The sequence below is a fragment of the Streptomyces sp. NPDC030862 genome (assembly GCF_055571835.1).
The window spans coordinates 357,765-373,797 of the sequence record NZ_JBVIEN010000002.1 but is presented as its reverse complement, the minus strand read 5'-3'; the positions used below and the strand labels follow the sequence as shown (position 1 = coordinate 373,797).

General features: G+C 75.5%; 13 protein-coding genes. 10 read left to right on the top strand and 3 right to left on the bottom strand.

The window, feature by feature from the left end; translation table 11 throughout:
* Position 1: 1 nt before the first annotated feature.
* Both ACZ42X_RS05975 and ACZ42X_RS05970 read left to right on the top strand, forming a co-directional pair.
* The gene (locus tag ACZ42X_RS05975; protein ID WP_468284741.1) at positions 2-1,960 is read left to right on the top strand and encodes an acyl carrier protein; all 1,959 of its coding nucleotides are present in this window, start codon (positions 2-4) and stop codon (positions 1,958-1,960) included.
* A complete protein-coding gene (locus ACZ42X_RS05970; RefSeq protein ID WP_468284739.1) occupies positions 1,957-3,186 on the top strand; it encodes a cytochrome P450 in 1,230 nt (409 codons plus the stop codon). The genes ACZ42X_RS05975 and ACZ42X_RS05970 overlap by 4 nt, the downstream gene beginning before the upstream one ends.
* A 15-nt stretch (positions 3,187-3,201) precedes the next feature.
* On the opposite strand, the gene ACZ42X_RS05965 is transcribed toward ACZ42X_RS05970, so the two are convergent.
* The gene (locus ACZ42X_RS05965) at positions 3,202-4,095 is read right to left on the bottom strand and encodes a DUF2867 domain-containing protein (protein ID WP_468284737.1); all 894 of its coding nucleotides are present in this window, start codon (positions 4,093-4,095) and stop codon (positions 3,202-3,204) included.
* A 53-nt stretch (positions 4,096-4,148) separates the two neighbouring features.
* Here ACZ42X_RS05965 and ACZ42X_RS05960 point away from each other — a divergent pair, with 53 nt between their 5' ends.
* Positions 4,149-4,751, top strand: a complete 603-nt coding sequence (locus tag ACZ42X_RS05960) for a TetR/AcrR family transcriptional regulator (protein WP_468284735.1) — start codon at positions 4,149-4,151, stop codon at positions 4,749-4,751.
* 36 nt (positions 4,752-4,787) lie between these two features.
* Here the strand turns inward: ACZ42X_RS05960 and ku are convergent, their stop codons facing one another.
* A complete protein-coding gene (gene ku, locus ACZ42X_RS05955; RefSeq protein ID WP_468284733.1) occupies positions 4,788-5,810 on the bottom strand; it encodes a non-homologous end joining protein Ku in 1,023 nt (340 codons plus the stop codon).
* Between the two features lie 50 nt (positions 5,811-5,860).
* On the opposite strand from ku, the gene ligD reads away from it, so the two are divergent.
* Positions 5,861-6,745, top strand: a complete 885-nt coding sequence (gene ligD, locus ACZ42X_RS05950; protein ID WP_468284731.1) for a non-homologous end-joining DNA ligase — start codon at positions 5,861-5,863, stop codon at positions 6,743-6,745.
* Complete coding sequence (locus ACZ42X_RS05945; RefSeq protein ID WP_468284729.1) at positions 6,742-7,644, top strand: ATP-dependent DNA ligase; 903 nt, start codon at positions 6,742-6,744, stop codon at positions 7,642-7,644. The genes ligD and ACZ42X_RS05945 overlap by 4 nt, the downstream gene beginning before the upstream one ends.
* Here ACZ42X_RS05945 and ACZ42X_RS05940 read toward each other — a convergent pair.
* A complete protein-coding gene (locus ACZ42X_RS05940; RefSeq protein ID WP_468284727.1) occupies positions 7,641-8,447 on the bottom strand; it encodes a nuclease-related domain-containing protein in 807 nt (268 codons plus the stop codon). The genes ACZ42X_RS05945 and ACZ42X_RS05940 overlap by 4 nt on opposite strands.
* A 188-nt stretch (positions 8,448-8,635) precedes the next feature.
* Here ACZ42X_RS05940 and ACZ42X_RS05935 point away from each other — a divergent pair, with 188 nt between their 5' ends.
* From ACZ42X_RS05935 to ACZ42X_RS05915, 5 genes are all read left to right on the top strand, one after another.
* Positions 8,636-10,852 (top strand): PBS lyase, encoded by a 2,217-nt coding sequence (locus tag ACZ42X_RS05935; protein WP_468284725.1) that lies wholly within the window; start codon positions 8,636-8,638, stop codon positions 10,850-10,852.
* Positions 10,853-10,933: 81 nt separating this feature from the next.
* Positions 10,934-11,710 (top strand): hypothetical protein, encoded by a 777-nt coding sequence (locus tag ACZ42X_RS05930; RefSeq protein ID WP_468284723.1) that lies wholly within the window; start codon positions 10,934-10,936, stop codon positions 11,708-11,710.
* On the top strand, positions 11,707-13,014 hold the full coding sequence (locus ACZ42X_RS05925) for an ATP-binding protein (protein ID WP_468284721.1): 1,308 nt from the start codon (positions 11,707-11,709) through the stop codon (positions 13,012-13,014). The genes ACZ42X_RS05930 and ACZ42X_RS05925 overlap by 4 nt, the downstream gene beginning before the upstream one ends.
* 116 nt (positions 13,015-13,130) lie before the next feature.
* The gene (locus ACZ42X_RS05920; protein ID WP_468284719.1) at positions 13,131-14,531 is read left to right on the top strand and encodes an FtsW/RodA/SpoVE family cell cycle protein; all 1,401 of its coding nucleotides are present in this window, start codon (positions 13,131-13,133) and stop codon (positions 14,529-14,531) included.
* Positions 14,528-16,033, top strand: a complete 1,506-nt coding sequence (locus ACZ42X_RS05915) for a penicillin-binding transpeptidase domain-containing protein (protein WP_468284717.1) — start codon at positions 14,528-14,530, stop codon at positions 16,031-16,033. The genes ACZ42X_RS05920 and ACZ42X_RS05915 overlap by 4 nt, the downstream gene beginning before the upstream one ends.

The following is a 16,033-nucleotide window of genomic DNA, read 5'->3' as shown; positions in this document are numbered from 1 at the left end:
GATGGACCAGCAGGTTCCCGAAGGCGCGATAGCCGTCGTCGGCATGAGCGGGCGCTTCCCCGGCGCCCCCGACCTGGCCGCCTACTGGGCGAACCTCCGGGGCGGCGTCTGCTCGCTTGACGACTTCGACGCCCCGGCGGGCGAGGTCGGCACCAAGGGCCTCCTCGCGGACGCCGACCGCTTCGAGGCGGGCCTCTTCGGCTTCCACCGCACCGAGGCCGCCGCGCTCGACCCGCAGCACCGGCTGCTGCTGGAGACGGCGTGGGCGGCGCTGGAGGACGCGGGGTACGACCCGCTGGGGGCGCCCGCCCGCACGGGCGTGTACGTCGGCGGCTCGCCCACCGAGCATGCGCTGGCCGCCGCCACCGACCGCGACCTGGCGGCGCGGATCGGCGCGACACAGGTGCGGATCCTCACCGACCGGGAGTTCCTGGCGCCGTGGATCTCGTACCGGCTGGGGCTCGACGGGCCGAGCATGAACGTCCAGACGGCGTGTTCGACGTCGCTGACCGCCGTGCACCTGGCGGCGCAGGCGCTGCTGCTGGGCGAGTGCGACACCGCGCTCGCGGGCGGCGTCTCGGTCGACGCCGTACGGCCCCGGGGGTACGTCCACGTCGACGGCGGGATCTACGCGCCGGACGGGCGGTGCCGGCCCTTCGACGAGAAGGCGGCCGGGACCGTGCCCGGCAACGGCGTCGGCGTGGTCGTCCTGCGGCGCCTGGAGGACGCGCTGGCGGACGGCGACCCGGTGCGCGCGGTGCTGCGCGGCTCGGCGGTGACGAACGACGGCGCGACGAAGGTCGGGTTCACGGCGCCGGGCGTGGACCGGCAGACGGCGGCGATCGCGGAGGCGTGGGAGGCGGCCGGTCTGGACCCGGCGCGGGTGCAGTACCTGGAGGCGCACGGGACGGGCACGGAGCTCGGCGACCGGATCGAACTGGCGGCGGCGGGCGCGGCGTTCGCGGGGGCTTCCGAGGTGCGGCTCGGGTCGGTCAAGTCGAACATCGGGCACCTGGACGCGGCGGCGGGGGTGGCCGCCCTCATCAAGACGGTGTTGATGCTGGAGCACGGCGCGCTGGCGCCGACGGTCAACGTCGAGTCGCCCCATCCGGACCTGGAGTCGTCGCCGTTCCGGCTGGTCACGGAGGCGGGCGCCGCGTGGCCGCGCCCGGCGGACGGCTCGGGCCGGCTGGCGGGCGTGACGTCGGTCGGCATCGGCGGGACGAACGTGCACGTGGTGCTGGAGGAGGCGCCTCCGCGACCGGCCCCCGCACCCGCCCCTGCCGGTGGTCCGTTCGTCCTGCCGCTGTCGGCCCGTACGGAGGGGCAACTCCAGGTGCTCGCCCGGCGCGTGGCGGAGTGGCTGCGCGGGGAGGGCGCGCCGTCGTCGCTCGCCGAGGTGGCGCACACCCTGCGCACCGGGCGCACCGCCCTGCCGGTACGGACGTACGTCGTCGCCTCCGGCCCGGCCGAGGCCGCGGCGAAGCTGGCCGCCGGGGTGCGGGACCCGCATCCGCTGGGCGAGGCGTGGCTGGCGGGCGGGGAGGTGGCCTGGCCCCAGGCGCCGGAGGGCACGCGGCGGGTGAGCCTGCCGACGTACCCGTTCGCGGGCGAGAGCCACGGCGCGCTCACGCTCGACCGGCCCGTACCCCAGCCCGCCGCACCGGAGGCGGATCCGGAAGGGGACCTGGAGGCGGCGGTGGCGGGGGCGCTGCGGGAGGCGCTGGGGCTCGACGCGTCCGAGGCGGCCCTGGACCGGACGTACTTCGAGGCGGGCGGCGACTCGCTGACCGCCGTGCACCTGGTGTCCCGGATGAGCGACGACTTCGGCGTCGACGTGCCGATCGACCTGTTCCTGGAGCAGCTGACGCTCGCCGAGCTGGCGGCCCGGATCGTGGAGCTGCGATCCGGGGACGACGAACTCGAAGCGCTGCTGGACGAGTTCGAGGCGGAGGCGTGACCGTGGGCCGGGCGGCGGTGGACCTGCTCGATCCGCGCGTACACGCCGAGGAGGACCTGCGCGGCGTGTGGCGGGAGCTGCGCCGCCGTGAGCCGGTGCGCTGGCAGCCCGTGGACCCGGCGCGGGGCGCGGCCGTGCCGGGCTTCTGGGTGGTGACGCGCCACGCGGACGTGGTGCGGGCGCTGCGCGACGCGCGGACGTTCTCGTCGGAGGGCGGGAACATGCTGGCCACGCTCCTCCAGGGGTACGACCGCGGGGCCGGGAAGATGCTCGTGGTGACGGACGGGGAGCGGCACGCGGCGCTGCGGCGGCTGTTGTCCGGCGGGTTCGGGCCTCGGCAGCTGGGGCCGGTGACGGAGTCGATCGCGCGCGCGACGCGGGAGCTGCTGGCGGAGGCGGTGACGCGGGGCGGCTCGGGAGAGTCCGTCGACTTCGTGGCGGAGGTCGCCGCGCAGGTGCCGCTGCGGGCGATCTGCGAGCTGCTGGGTGTGCCGGCGGCGGACCGGGCGCGGGTGCTGGAGCTGACGAACGCGGCGATGCTGGGCGAGGAGAGCGCCTCGGCGTCCGTCGAGGTGCGGATCGCGCAGAGCGAGCTCCTGCACTACTACCTGCGGCTGGCGGCCGAGCGGCGCGAGGCGCCCGGCGGCGACATCGTCAGCCTGCTGGTGGCCGGCACGGTCGACGGGCGCCCGCTCACCGAGGAGGAGACCCTCCTCAACTGCTACAACCTCATCATCGGCGGGGACGAGACGGCCCGGCTGTCGATGGCGGGCGGGCTGCTGGCGCTGGCCGCCCACCCCGGGCAGTGGGCGCGGCTACGGGCGGACGCGTCGCTGGTCGGCCCGGCCGCCGAGGAGATCCTGCGCTGGACGACGCCGGTGGCCCACGTGGGCCGTACGGCCACGGCGGACACGGAGCTGGGGGACGGCACGCGGATCGCGGCGGGTGACGCGGTGACGCTGTGGTGCGCGTCGGCCAACTTCGACGAGGAGGCGTTCGACGGCCCGGACCGCTTCGACGTGGGGCGCGACCCCAACCGGCACGTCACCTTCGGCTTCGGCCCGCATTTCTGCCTGGGGGCGCAGCTCGCCCGGGTGGAGATCCGGGCGATGCTGGCCGAACTGCGCGCCCAGGTCTCCTCCTTCGAGGTGACGGGCCCGGCGCCACGGCTGGCGTCGAACTTCGTCCGGGGGGTGAGCGCGCTGCCGGTGGCGTTCAGGAGGTGACGCCGCGCCGTGCCTTCAGGAGGTGACCCGGCTCCGGTGGCGCTCCCCGGCGGAAGGCGCCGCGAGCGCGAGGCGCCGGTGGGCGCGGCGGAGCGCGTGCCGGGCGGCGTACGGGTGCAGGTGGCGGACGACGGCCCAGTACAGCCGGCCGCGGGTGTTGTGGGTCTTCACGACCGTGCTGAGGGTGACGTCGTCCTCCCCGACGAGGACGGAGGCGCGGAAGTCCAGGTGCCCGGCGTCCTTCCCCAGCAGCAACTCGCCCTCCCCGGCGGCCTGTACGGGGAAGGGGAGGACGCCGCGCCAGGCGCGCGGGTCGCGGTCCATGCCGCGTTCGAGGGGCAGGCGGCAGGCGTCGGCGAAGTCGGGGCGGTCGAAGGCGTGCCGGGCGAGGCGCGCCGCGGCGGGGACCGGGGTGGCGACGGGGCGGGGGTGGCCGAGCCGGTGCAGCAGCCGGACCCGTGGGGACCAGCGGGTGGCGGGGCGGGTGAGGCGGCCGGTGGCGGCGCGCTCCGCGTTGTCGAAGAGCTCCTCGATGACGGTGTCGTGGACCGGCAGGACGGCGAGCGCCCAGAGCAGGGTTTCCGCCAAGCCCACGCGTATCTCCAGGGCGTGGACGAGCCGGCAGCGCGCGCCCCCGTCCAGCGGCTCGACGGAGAACCGGTGCCAGCCGCCCAGGGAGGCCGAGTCGAACCGGATGCTGCGGCCGGGCTCGTACGCGGTGACCCGGTAGCGGACCGAGCCGTGGCCTCCGTCGGCGCCGACGCCGAGCGGCCGGTCGAAACGCATGCCCGTCCAGGCGGGCGTCGGGAAGAGCGGGTCGTCCTCGCCGGCGAGCCGGTCGAGGAGGGCGCCGACCGTGTCGGCGGGCGCGTCGATGATCCGCTGGTGGACGTTCCGTACCGTGCGCATGGCGCACACCTCCATACGGGAGCGTATGTTTCTCCGTACGCTACCGTACGGTCATGGCCCCCCGACGCCCCGCCCCCCAGCAGACCGCCTCCCAACCGCCGGCCTCCCGGCGCCGGTTGACCGCCCGCGACTGGGCCGACGCCGCCCTCACCGCGATCGGCGAGGGCGGTCTGGCGGCGGTCGCGGTGGAGCCGCTCGCCGCGCGCCTGGGCGCGACGAAGGGCAGCTTCTACTGGCACTTCGCCAACCGCGAGGCGCTGATCGAGGCGGCGCTGCTGCGCTGGGAGGAGACCGGCACCGAGGCGGTCATCGCCGCCCTCGCCCCCGAGCCGGACCCGGAGAAGCGGCTGCGCACGCTGTTCCTGAACGCCACGGCCTCGGCGGCGGAGGACGCCCTGGAGGTCTCCCTCCTCGCCACCGCCGACCACCCCCACGTCGCGGCGGTCCTGCACCGCGTGACCGAGCGCCGCGTCGCCTACGTCTCCCGGCTCTTCGAGGAACTCGGCTTCCCCCCGGCCGCCGCCGCCCGCAGGGCGCTGCTGGCCTACACCTCGTACCTGGGCCACACCCAGCTCACCTACGCGACCCCGGAGGCGCTACCCCGGGACCCGGAGTACCTGGAGTCGGTGCTGGAGACGCTGCTGCGGAAGGAGTGACGGGGCGAGTCGTCGGCAGGGCGTGCCGGGCCGCCGTCACGCCGAGCGCTTGCGCGGAGTGGCCTTCTTGGCGGGGGCCTTCTTCGCCGCCGGCTTCTTCTCCGCCGCCTTCGCGGTCTTGGAGGTGGACTTGCGGGACGCGGCCTTCTCCCCGGACTCGGCGGACTTGGCGGTCTTCGCGGTGGACTTCTTCGCGCCCGTCTCCTTCGGCGCCGCCTGCGCCTTCTTGCGCGGGCGCGGGGACAGCTCCGTCACCGAGGCCTCGGCGGGGGCGGGCTCGCCGCGGGCCTCGCGGGCGGCGCGGACGCTGTTCTCCAGGGCGGCCATCAGGTCGATGACCTGGCCGCCCCCTTCCTTCTTGGGCTCCGCCGGGACCTCCAGGCCGCCCTCCGCCTTGGCGGCGATGAGCTCCTCCACCGCCTCGCGGTAGTCGTCGTGGAGGGTGTGGATGTCGACCTCGCCGAGCGTGTCCATCAGGGCGTCCGCGAGGTCGAGTTCGGCGTCCCGGACCGTGACGGAGGTGTCGGGGGCGACGCCCTCGGGGGCGCGGATCTCGTCCGGCCAGAGCAGGCCGTGCATGGCGATGACGTCGTCGACGACGCGCAGCATGCCCAGCCGCTCCCGTCCCCGCAGGGCGAACTTGGCGATCGCGACCCGGTCGCTGCGCTTGAGCGCCTCGCGCAGCAGGGTGTACGGCTTGGCGGCCGGGACGCCGTTCGCCGCGAGGTAGTAGGCCGCGTCCATCTGGAGCGGATCGATCTCCGACGACGGGACGAAGGCGACGATCTCGATCGTCTTGGCGGTCGGCAGCGGCAGCGCGGACAGGTCCTCGTCGGTGATCGGGATCATCGTGCCGTCGGCCTCTTCGTACGCCTTGCCGATCTCCGACGTCTGGACCTCCTCGCCGTCCAGCTCGCACACCTTGCGGTAGCGGATGCGGCCGCCGTCCTCGACGTGGATCTGCCGGAAGGAGACGGACTTGTTCTCGGTGGCGTTCACCAGCTTGATGGGGATGCTGACCAGGCCAAAGGAAATCGCACCATTCCAAATGGACCGCACGGTTCGTCCCTTTCATCCCGTTCGTCCCGGTTTCATGGGATTCTCATCGTATGACGCCGATCACCGAGGTGGAGGGGCGACGGCTGGCGCTCAGCAACCTGGACAAGGTCATCCACCCCGCCACCGGCACCACCAAGGGCGAGATCCTGCACTACTACGCGACCGCCGCCGCCTTCCTGCTCCCCCACCTCCAGGGCCGCCCGCTGTCCTTCCTGCGCTACCCCGACGGCCCCGATGGCCAGCTGTTCTTCACCAAGAACCCGCCGCCCGGCACCCCCGCCTGGGTGCGGACCGTGCCCGTCCCCCGGACGGAGGACAAGGGCACCCGCCAGGTGGTCGTCGAGGACCTGGCCTCCCTCATGTGGGCGGCCAACCTGGTGGTGGAGTTCCACACCCCGCAGTGGCGGGCCGACGCCCCCGCCGAGGCCGACCGGCTCGTCCTCGACCTCGACCCCGGCGCGCCCGCCACCGTCGTGGAGTGCTGCCACGTCGCCGTCTGGCTGCGCGAACGGCTCGCCGCCGACGGCCTGGAGGCGTACGCCAAGACCTCCGGCGCCAAGGGCCTGCACCTGTACGCGGCGCTGGAGCCCGCGCCCTCCGAGCGGGTCTCGGCGTACGCGAAGAAGCTCGCCGTCGAGGCGGAGGCGGAGCTCGCCGGGCTGGTCGTGCACCGGATGACCAAGGCGCTGCGGCCCGGCAAGGTCTTCGTCGACCACAGCCAGAACGCCGCCGCCAAGACCACGGCCGCCCCCTACACCCTGCGGGCCCGCCGCGAGCCGGTCGTCTCCACGCCCGTCACCTGGGAGGAGGTCGAGGCCTGCGGCCACCCCTCCCGGCTCGCCTTCCGCATCGAGGACCTCCCGCCGCGCCTCCAGCGGTACGGCGACCTCCTCGCGCCGCTGCTCGACCCGGACCGCGCCGGGGCCCTGCCATGACGACGGCCGCCGCCCTGCGACCGCCCGTACGGGTCGCGCTCGCCGAGACGGTGGGCGCACTGCCGCGCGAGGCGGGGCTCGCGTACGAACCGAAGTTCGACGGGCACCGGATGGTGATCTTCCGCCAGAGCGGTGACGACGTGGTGCTCCAGGCCCGCTCCGGGCGGATCATCACCGCCGCGTTCCCCGACCTCGCCGCGGCCGCCCGGCACCTCCCGGCGGGCACGGTCCTCGACGGCGAGGTGGTGGTCTGGCGCGAGGGCCGCACCGACTTCGCCGCCGTCCAGGGCCGGGCCTTCGCCACGCCCGGCCGCGCCCCCGGGCTCGCGCGGCGGCTGCCCGCCTCGTACGCCGCCTTCGACGTGCTGGCGGCGGACGGCGCCGACCTGCGGCCGGTGCGCTACGACTGGCGGCGCGAACGGCTGGTGGAGCTGCTCGCGGAGCTCGGGCCGCCGATCCAGGCGGTGCCGATGACGACCGACCCGGAGCTGGCGGAGACCTGGTACGAGACGCTGCCCGAGATCGGCGTGGAGGGGCTGGTGATCAAGCGGCTCGACCAGCCGTACAAGCCGGGCAAGCGCGTCTGGCGCAAGTACCGGCACACCGACACCAAGGACGCGGTGGTCGTCGGGTTCACGGGCGCACGGGAGCGGCCGGCCGCGCTGGTGCTGGTCCTGCCGGACGACGACGTCCCGGTGGTCTCCAGCCCGCTGCCGCCCGTCCTGCGCTCCCGCGCGGGCGCGGCGCTGCGGGAGCTCACCCCCGGCGAGCCGGCGACCGCGCAGGCGGTCGGCATCGGCGACGTCGCCTACCGGTCCGTACCGCCGGAGCTGACGGCGGAGGTGGCGACGGGCACGACCCGGCACACGGTGACGACGGTGCTCAGGCTGAAGAACTAGACGGGGAACCACGTGCGGCGGTCGCGTGCCGTCGCGTACAGCGCCTCCACGTCCGCCGGCTTCACTACACCGCCGAGCGCCGCGAGCGACGGGATCTCGCCGTCCCGCACCACCCGCACGTCCCGCGGTCCCCGCACGTCACGGACCGGGTCCAGGCGGGCCGCGTCCACCACCGCGAGGAGCGGCCGCACCTCCGTGGCCAGGGCATGTGCGGCCCGCTCGGCGTCGCGGCGCAGCCACCGCAGGTGCGGGCTCGGCTCGGCGCGGCCCACCGCGACGTCCGGGTCGGCGATCCGCACCCGGCGGCCGCGCGCGGCGAGGGTGCGGACCGCGAACACCCCGCCGGGGCCGATCGCCAGGTGGTCCAGGTGCGACGCGCCCGGCAGCGGTACGGAGTGCAGGACGCGCCAGCCGGCGCGGTCCAGCCGGTCGAGGGCATCGCCGACGCGCTGCCGCGCCGCGAGCTCGGCGGGGCGCGGATCGCGCCCGAAGCGGCGCGGCGGGGTCCGGCCGAGCGCCAGGTGCAGGGCCTCGCCGGGGCGGTTGGGGGCCAGGTCGTCGTCGGGGTGGAGGGAGAGTCGCCGCAGGTCGGCGGGGGTGGGGACGGGCGGCGGCCCGATGGTGACGGTCCCGGTGACGAAGGGCGCGAGGGCCGCCATGACGGCGTCGGCGTACGCGTCCTGGAGCAGGCTGATCCGGCCGCTGTCCCGGTCGTACCAGGCGACCGCCCGGCCGTCGGGCAGGCTGACGTGCAGCCGGTCCCGGCCGTACCGGCGGGTCGGCGTGACCCGCAGTCCGCTCATGCGGCACCACCCCCACGCCCATGGGAACAGCCCCGCTCACGGGCGGCAAGACGCGGTACGACGGGTTTCGGCGCCGCGTGCCGCGCGTGTCGGAAGGGTGGCGATGCGTGTCCGATTGGCGGGTCATGGTTGCGGCCCGTGTGGTGCACTATTGCCCCCAAGTGCAGTGTTCACGGGGAGGGATGGGCATGTTCACGGGGATCGACGAGGTCGACTGGGCCTCGCTGGGTCATGCCTACGGACCCGCCGACGACGTCCCCGCGCTGCTGCGCGGGCTGGCCTCCGGCGACCCGGCCGAGCGTGAGGCCGCGCTGGACGGGATGTACGGAACGGTGCACCACCAGGGGGACGTGTACGACTCGACGCTGGCCTGCATCCCGTTCCTGCTGGAGCTGGTGGCCTCCCCGGAGGTGCAGGACCGCGGCTGCATCATCGAGTTGCTGACCAGCATCGGCGGCATCGACCTGGGCGGCGACGACGAGGTGGCCGCGCTGGACCCGGAGGACGAGGGGTTCGAGGACGCGGCCAACTACGCGATGGCGTCGGCGGCCATCGCCGCCGGGTCGGACGTGTTCCTCGGGCTGCTGGGCGACAAGGACCGCGAGGTGCGGCTCGCCGCGCCCGGCGCGCTGGCCTCGCTGCACGGCGACCCGGCGCGGGTGCTGGTGCTGCTGCGGGAGCGGCTGACCGTCGAGACCGACACGGAGGTGCGGCTCGCGCTGGTCGAGGCGGTGGGCCGGATCGCCCTGCGCTACGAGTCGCTGCGCGACGAGACCGCCGAGTGGCTCGCCTGGCTGACGGACGCCGCGCAGGACCCGGCGCTGCGGCTGGCGTCGCTGGCGCAGCTGGCGCGGTGCGCGCCCGCGCGGCTGCCGTCGGACGTGGTGGGGCGGGTGACGGGGCTGCTGGCGGCGCTGCGGCGGACACCGCGTACGGAGCCCGCGCTGGAGGTGAGGCCCGCCCTGGAGGTGTGGCCCGCCCTGGAGGTGGAGCCGGCCCGGGAGGTGGAGCCGGCCCGGGAGACCGAGCCGTTCGGCCGCGCCCTGTGGTCCCCGTTGCCGGCCGGGTACGCATGGGAGGAGTACGACGAGCACGGGTCGGGGGCGGGGGCGGGGGCGGGATGCGGCACGGCGTGGGCGGACGACCTGCTGCGGACGCTGCACTGCGCCCTGGACGACCGGGTCGACGACCGCATCGGGCTCGTCACGTACCAGCTGCGCAGCCCCGACTGGGGGCAGCGGGCCGACGCCGTGTGGATGTGCGGGGGCCTGGTCCAGACGTGGCGGGGGGCGTACGACGAGGTGGTGCGGCTCGTCGGGGCGCAGCTGACCGACCCCGAGCCGCGGCTGAGGACCGCGGCGGCGGCCTGGCTCGAGGGCCTGTTCGAGCTGGCGCGCCCGGCCGCCGACGCGCTGGCGGCGCGGGTGGCGGCGGATCCGGCGCCCTGGGAGCCGGAGCGGGTGGGCGGCCCGGCGTGGCTGGGCAGCGCGCTCCTCGCGCTCACGCGCGCGGGCGACGCCCGGGCGGTGCCCGCACTGGCCTGCGCCCTGGACGAGCCCGAGCTCAACGTGCACCTGATGTACGCGGTGCCGCACCTCGGGGAGGCGGCCGCGCCGCTCGCGCCCGCGCTGCGGCGGCGGCTGGCCGGGCTGCCGCTGGACGACCGGCTGAGCGAGCAGGCGGGGCCGCTGCTGCTGGCGCTGGCGCACCTGCGGGCGGTGGAGGCGCTGCCTGAGGTGGTGCGGGTGCTGCGCGGGGCGCCCGCCTTCCGCCGCGAGTGGGTGGTGGAGTCGGCGCTGCGCGCTGTGGCGGCGTTCGGTCCGGCGGCCCGTGAGGTGGCGGAGGACCTGCGGGTGCTGCTGGGCGGCGGCTCGGCGGGGCTGGTGAGCATGGCGGCCCGGGCCCTGTGGGCGGTGGACGGCGACGCCGGGGCCGTACTGCCGAGACTCAGAGCCCTGCTGCGGGCGCCGGACGCGCACGAGCGGCGGGAGGCGGCGTGGGCGGTGGGCGCGATCGGCGGGGCGGCCCGGGCGGCGGCGCCGGAGCTGCGCGCCTGCCTGACGGCACCGGACCTGTGGCTGCGGGTGGACGCGGCGGTGGCGCTGTGCCGGGTGACCGGGGACGTACAGGAGGCGCTGCCGGTGCTGGTGGCGGCCTGGCGGGAGAACCGTTACACGCGGGTGGAGATCGCCGAGTGCCTCGCCGAGCTGGGGCCCGTCGCGGCCCAGCCGGCCGCGCCGCTGCTGCGCAGCGAGCTGGCCCGGCAGCGCAGGCACAACGTCTCGGAGGGCAGCTCCGGCGACCACGACATCCACCATGACGAGAAGCTGCTGGCACTGTGCCGCCGGGGGCTGGGGCACCGGCCGGCCGCCGCCGGTCGACAAAAAGGACTTCCCTACGAATAAGGTTTACGGGACGAACGAGGTCGACGAGACCGCCCCCGGCCGAGAGGCCGCCCGGCCGAGAGCAGGAGCACCAGGACCACCGTGAGCCGCCCGCACCGCCGCGCCGCGTACGCGGCGCTCCTGCTGCCCGCCGCCGCTTCGCTCGGCGCGCTGCTGCTGGCGGGCTGCGACGACCCCGGCGCCCTGGAGAGCGCGGGCCCCACGCCGACGGCGGTCGGGCCGGTACGCCTCTGGCCCGACCTGCCGCCGGTGACGGCACCGCCGATCGACTACGGCGAGAGCGACGCCGAGCGCGTCCCCGGCATCCGCATCCCGGACGGCGATGTGCGCAAGGCGGACCCGGTGGCGGTGGTCCGGGCGGAGGTGGCCGCCCACCCGGACCAGTACAGCGGCCCGGACGGCATGTACGAGGAGACGGCGCGGGCCATCGAGCGGTGCGGCAGCGCACCCAGGGCGTGCCCGGTGCTCACGCCGTACTACCGGGACCTGACCGGTGACGGCAGGGAGGAGCTGATCGTCGGCATCCGGATGCCGGACCAGCAGCTGGGGCTGCGCGTCTACCTGCCCGAGCGGGGCGGGCTCACGCGGATCATGTCGACGGTGGAGCAGATCGTGAGCGTGGAGCTCGCGGGCAAGGACCTGGTGACGCGCGTGGTCTCGGCGGGCATCCCCGGCTACGAGTACCGCACGGCGTGGACGTGGGACGGGCAGCAGCGGACGATGCTGCCGACGCGCGACGAGATCATCCGCGTCAAGCCGTCCGCGCCGCGCCCGGACACGGCGGCCCCGCGCCCGACGGAGCCGCGCCCGACGGAGCCGCCGACACCCGCGCCCGTGCCCTCCGGGGAGACCCCGTGACCGCGGAGCGCAGCCGCCGGACCGGGGCCCCGCGCCGGCCCCGCCGGCCCCGGCTCCCCGCCTGGACCGCGACGCTGACCTGGAAGGCCGCCGTCTTCATCGCCGTGATGTGCTGCGCCCTGGCGGCGCTCCTCGGCGCCCTCGTCCACGTCTCCGTGAGCCGCCAGACCGTCGAGACGGCCCGCGAGAAGGCCCTGGACCGGCTGGAGGAGGTCACCGCCGCCTACGAGGCGGGCGAGCCGCTCCCCCGGTTCGCGGGCGTGGACCCGCCCGGCCTGCCACCGTCCCTGCGCGACCTCGCCGCCGGCGGCCGCCGCGGCACGGTGGTGGCGGACTTCGAGAACCGGCCCACCATGTGGGCGGCCGGGCCCGCCGACGGCCGGGCGCTCGCCGTGCGCGTGGACTACTCGCTGAGCGCGCGCACCATCAGCGGCCTCGACCAGGCGATCGTCGGCTCCTCGGTGCTGGCGATCGGCGCGACGCTGCTGGTGGGCGCGTTCGCGGTCACCCGGGTCACGCGGCGCCTGCACCTCACGGCGCAGGTGGCGCGGCGGATCAGCGCGGGAGACCTGGACGCGCGCGTCCACGATCCCCGCACGAAGGACCCGTCGCGCCCCCAGGACGAGGTCGCGACCGTCTCGGTGGCGCTGGACACGATGGCGTCGAGCCTCCAGGACAAGCTGCTGAGCGAGCAGCGCTTCACGGCGGACGTGGCGCACGAGCTGCGCACGCCGCTGACGGGCCTGTCGGCGGCGGCCGAGTTGCTGCCGCCGGGCCGCCCGGCGGAGCTCGTACGGGACAGGGTGCGGGCGATGCGCGCGCTGACCGAGGACCTGCTGGAGATCTCGCGGCTGGACGCCCGCACCGAGCAGGTCGACCTCGACGTCCACGACCTGGGCCCCCTCGCCGAGCGCGCGGCCCGCGCGGCGGGCGGCGACACGCGCGTCCACGTGGTCCGCGACGCGCGCGTGGAGACCGACAAGCGGCGCCTGGAGCGCGTGCTGGGCAACCTCGTCGCCAACGCCCACAAGCACGGCCGCCCGCCCGTCACCCTCACCGTGGACGGGCCTGTGGTGACCGTCCGGGACCACGGGCCCGGTTATCCGCCCTACCTCCTGGAGCACGGCCCGCAGCGCTTCCGCACGGAGAGCGGCACCAAGGGCCACGGCCTCGGCCTGACGATCGCGGCGGGCCAGGCGGCCGTCATCGGCGCGGAGCTGACGTTCGCCAACGCCCCCGACGGCGGCGCCGAGGCCCGCCTGACCCTCCCGGAGTACGTCGACCTCACGGACGACACCGTCTGAGGTGGCACCGGCTGAGGCGACACGGCGGGAGGCGACGTGGCAGGGGCGACACCGGCCGAGGGCACAAAATGTGACATAACGCCAAATTCCCCCCACCTCTTGCTACGTTGCGGACCATGACCGCACCGAGTGCCCCGCCCCCGAGCAAGCGCCGCGGCGTGGAACTGTCGCTGCTCGTCGCGGCCGCGCTCATCGCCGTGTACGGCTACGCCGCCGTCGGCCTCGCCCGCCACGGCGCCGTGCCCCCGGACACCGCCACCTACGGTGCCGGACTCGGCCTCCTCGCGCTCCTCGCGCACCTCGCGGTCCGCCTCCGCGCGCCGTACGCCGACCCGCTGCTCCTGCCCATCGCGGTCCTGCTCAACGGCCTCGGCCTGGTCCTGATCTACCGCCTCGACCTGGAGACCCCGGGCGACCACGCCGCGCCCACCCAGCTCGTCTGGTCGACCCTCGGCGTCGGGCTGTTCATCGTCGCCGTCGTCTTCCTGCGCGACCACCGCCTGCTCCAGCGGTACGCGTACGTCTCGGTCGCCGCCGCACTGGTGCTGCTCTCCGTGCCGATCTTCTTCCCGGCCGTCAACGGCGCCAAGATCTGGATCCGGATCGGCGGCCTGTCCTTCCAGCCGGGCGAGTTCGCCAAGATCCTGCTCGCCGTCTTCTTCGCCGCGTACCTCGCCGTCAACCACGAGGCACTGGGCCGGGTCCGGGGCCTCCGGCTGCCCGCCGGGCGCGTCCTCGGCCCGGTCGTGGCCATCTGGGTGGTGAGCGTCGGGGTGCTGGTCCTGGAACGGGACCTCGGCACCTCGCTGCTCTTCTTCGGCCTCTTCGTGATCATGCTGTACGTGGCGACCGGCCGCACCGGCTGGATCGCGGTCGGGGTCCTGCTCGCCGGGATCGGCGCCTTCGTCGTCGGCAGCCTGGAGCCGCACGTCAACGGGCGCGTCGAGGACTGGCTGGACCCCTTCGCCTCCATCGAGGCGGGCCAGGGCCCGGGGCAGCTCGCCCAGTCGCTGTTCGCGTTCGCCGCCGGCGGGGTGCTCGGCACGGGCCTGGGCCTCGGCGAGTCGACCCTCATCGGCTTCGCCGCCAAGTCCGACTTCATCCTCGCCACCGTCGGCGAGGAGCTGGGCCTCGCGGGCCTCACCGCGCTGTTCATGCTGTACGCGCTCCTCGTCGCACGCGGCTACCGCACCGGCCTCGAACTGCGCGACCCCTTCGGCCGGCTCCTCGCGACCGGGCTCGCCTCCATCGTGGCGCTCCAGGTCTTCGTCATCGCGGGCGGCGTGATGGGGCTCATCCCGCTCACCGGGATGGCGATGCCGTTCCTCGCCCAGGGCGGTTCGTCGGTCGTCACCAACTGGATCATCGTGGCGCTGCTGATCCGGGTCAGCGACTCGGCGCGCGCCCCCGCCGAGCCGGCCCCGGAGCCCGCCCCCGTACCCGCGCGGGGCCCCGGGGGCAGGGCCCTGACGTCCGCCACCCGCACCGCCCCGACCGCCCCGGAGGACGCCCGGTGATCCGCCACATCCGCCGCGCCGCCGCGCTGAGCTTCGTCCTGCTCGTCGCGCTCCTCCTCAACGCCGCGCGCGTCCAGATCGTCGAGGCGCCCTCGCTCGACAAGAACCCCGCCAATCGCCGCCCCACGATGGCCCGGTACGCACAGCCGCGCGGCGACATCGTCGTCGGCGGCCAGGCCGTCACCGGCTCGCGCGACACCGGCCAGCCGCTGCGCTACGAGCGCACCTACCGCGACGGCCCGCTCTACGCGCCCGTCACCGGCTACGCCTCGCAGACGTACGGCACCACGCTCCTGGAGAACGCCGAGGACGCCGTCCTGTCCGGTACGAGCCCGCTGCTGGCGCCCTTCCCCTTCTGGAACGACCTCAGCCGCACCCGCCGCCCCGGCGGCCAGGTCGTCACCACCGTCGAGCCGGTGCTCCAGCGGGCCGCGTACGAGGGGCTGGACGGCCGGCGCGGCGCGGTCGTGGCCCTCGAACCGTCGAGCGGCCGGGTCCTGGCGCTGGTGACGAGCCCTTCGTACGACCCCGGGCTGCTCTCCGGCACGGGGGAGGCGGTGACCGCCGCGTGGACGCGGCTGAACGCGGCGCCGGGGCGGCCGATGCTCAACCGGGCGCTCCGGCAGACGTACCCGCCGGGCTCCACCTTCAAGATCGTGACGGCGGCGGCCGCGCTGGACGCCGGGATCGTCACGGACGTCGACGCCCCGACGGGCGCCCCGGACCCGTACCTGCTGCCCCACACCCGCACGCCGCTTCCGAACGAGGCGAAGGGCTGCGCCGACGCCTCGCTCGCGTACGCCATCCGCTGGTCGTGCAACACCGTCATGGCGCACCTCGGGGTGAAGGTGGGGCTGGCCGGGATGCTGGACGCGGTGGCGCGCTTCGGCTTCAACGACGACGCGCTGCGCATCCCCTCGCGGGTGGCCCGCTCCAACTTCGACACCGACATGACGGCGGACCAGCTCGCGCTCTCGGCCATCGGCCAGTACGACACGACGGCCACCCCGCTCCAGATGGCGATGGTCGCGGCGGCCGTCGCCAACGGCGGCGACCTCGCCCACCCGTACCTCGTGGACCGCACCACCACCTCGGGCGGCCGGATCGTCGCGCAGACCGTGCGCCGCTCCTACCGGCAGGCGATGCAGCCGGTGACGGCGATGCGGCTGCGGCAGCTGATGCTGGACGTGGTGGAGCACGGCTCGGGCGGCAAGGCGGCCATCGAGGGCGCCCGGGTCGGCGGCAAGACCGGCACCGCCCAGCACGGCGTGGGCAACACGGGCACGCCGTACGCCTGGTTCATCGGGTGGGCGGAGGCGGCGGACGCGGGCCGTCCGGCGGTGGCGGTGGCGGTGGTCGTGGAGGACGCCAGCGCCAACCGCGAGGACATCAGCGGCAGCGGCAGCGCGGCGCCGATCGCCCGCACGGTGATGGAGGCGGCGCTGGGCGCGAGTGATCGTCTCGCTCCGCGGAACGAACCCGGGCGGCCGCCCCGGCCGTGA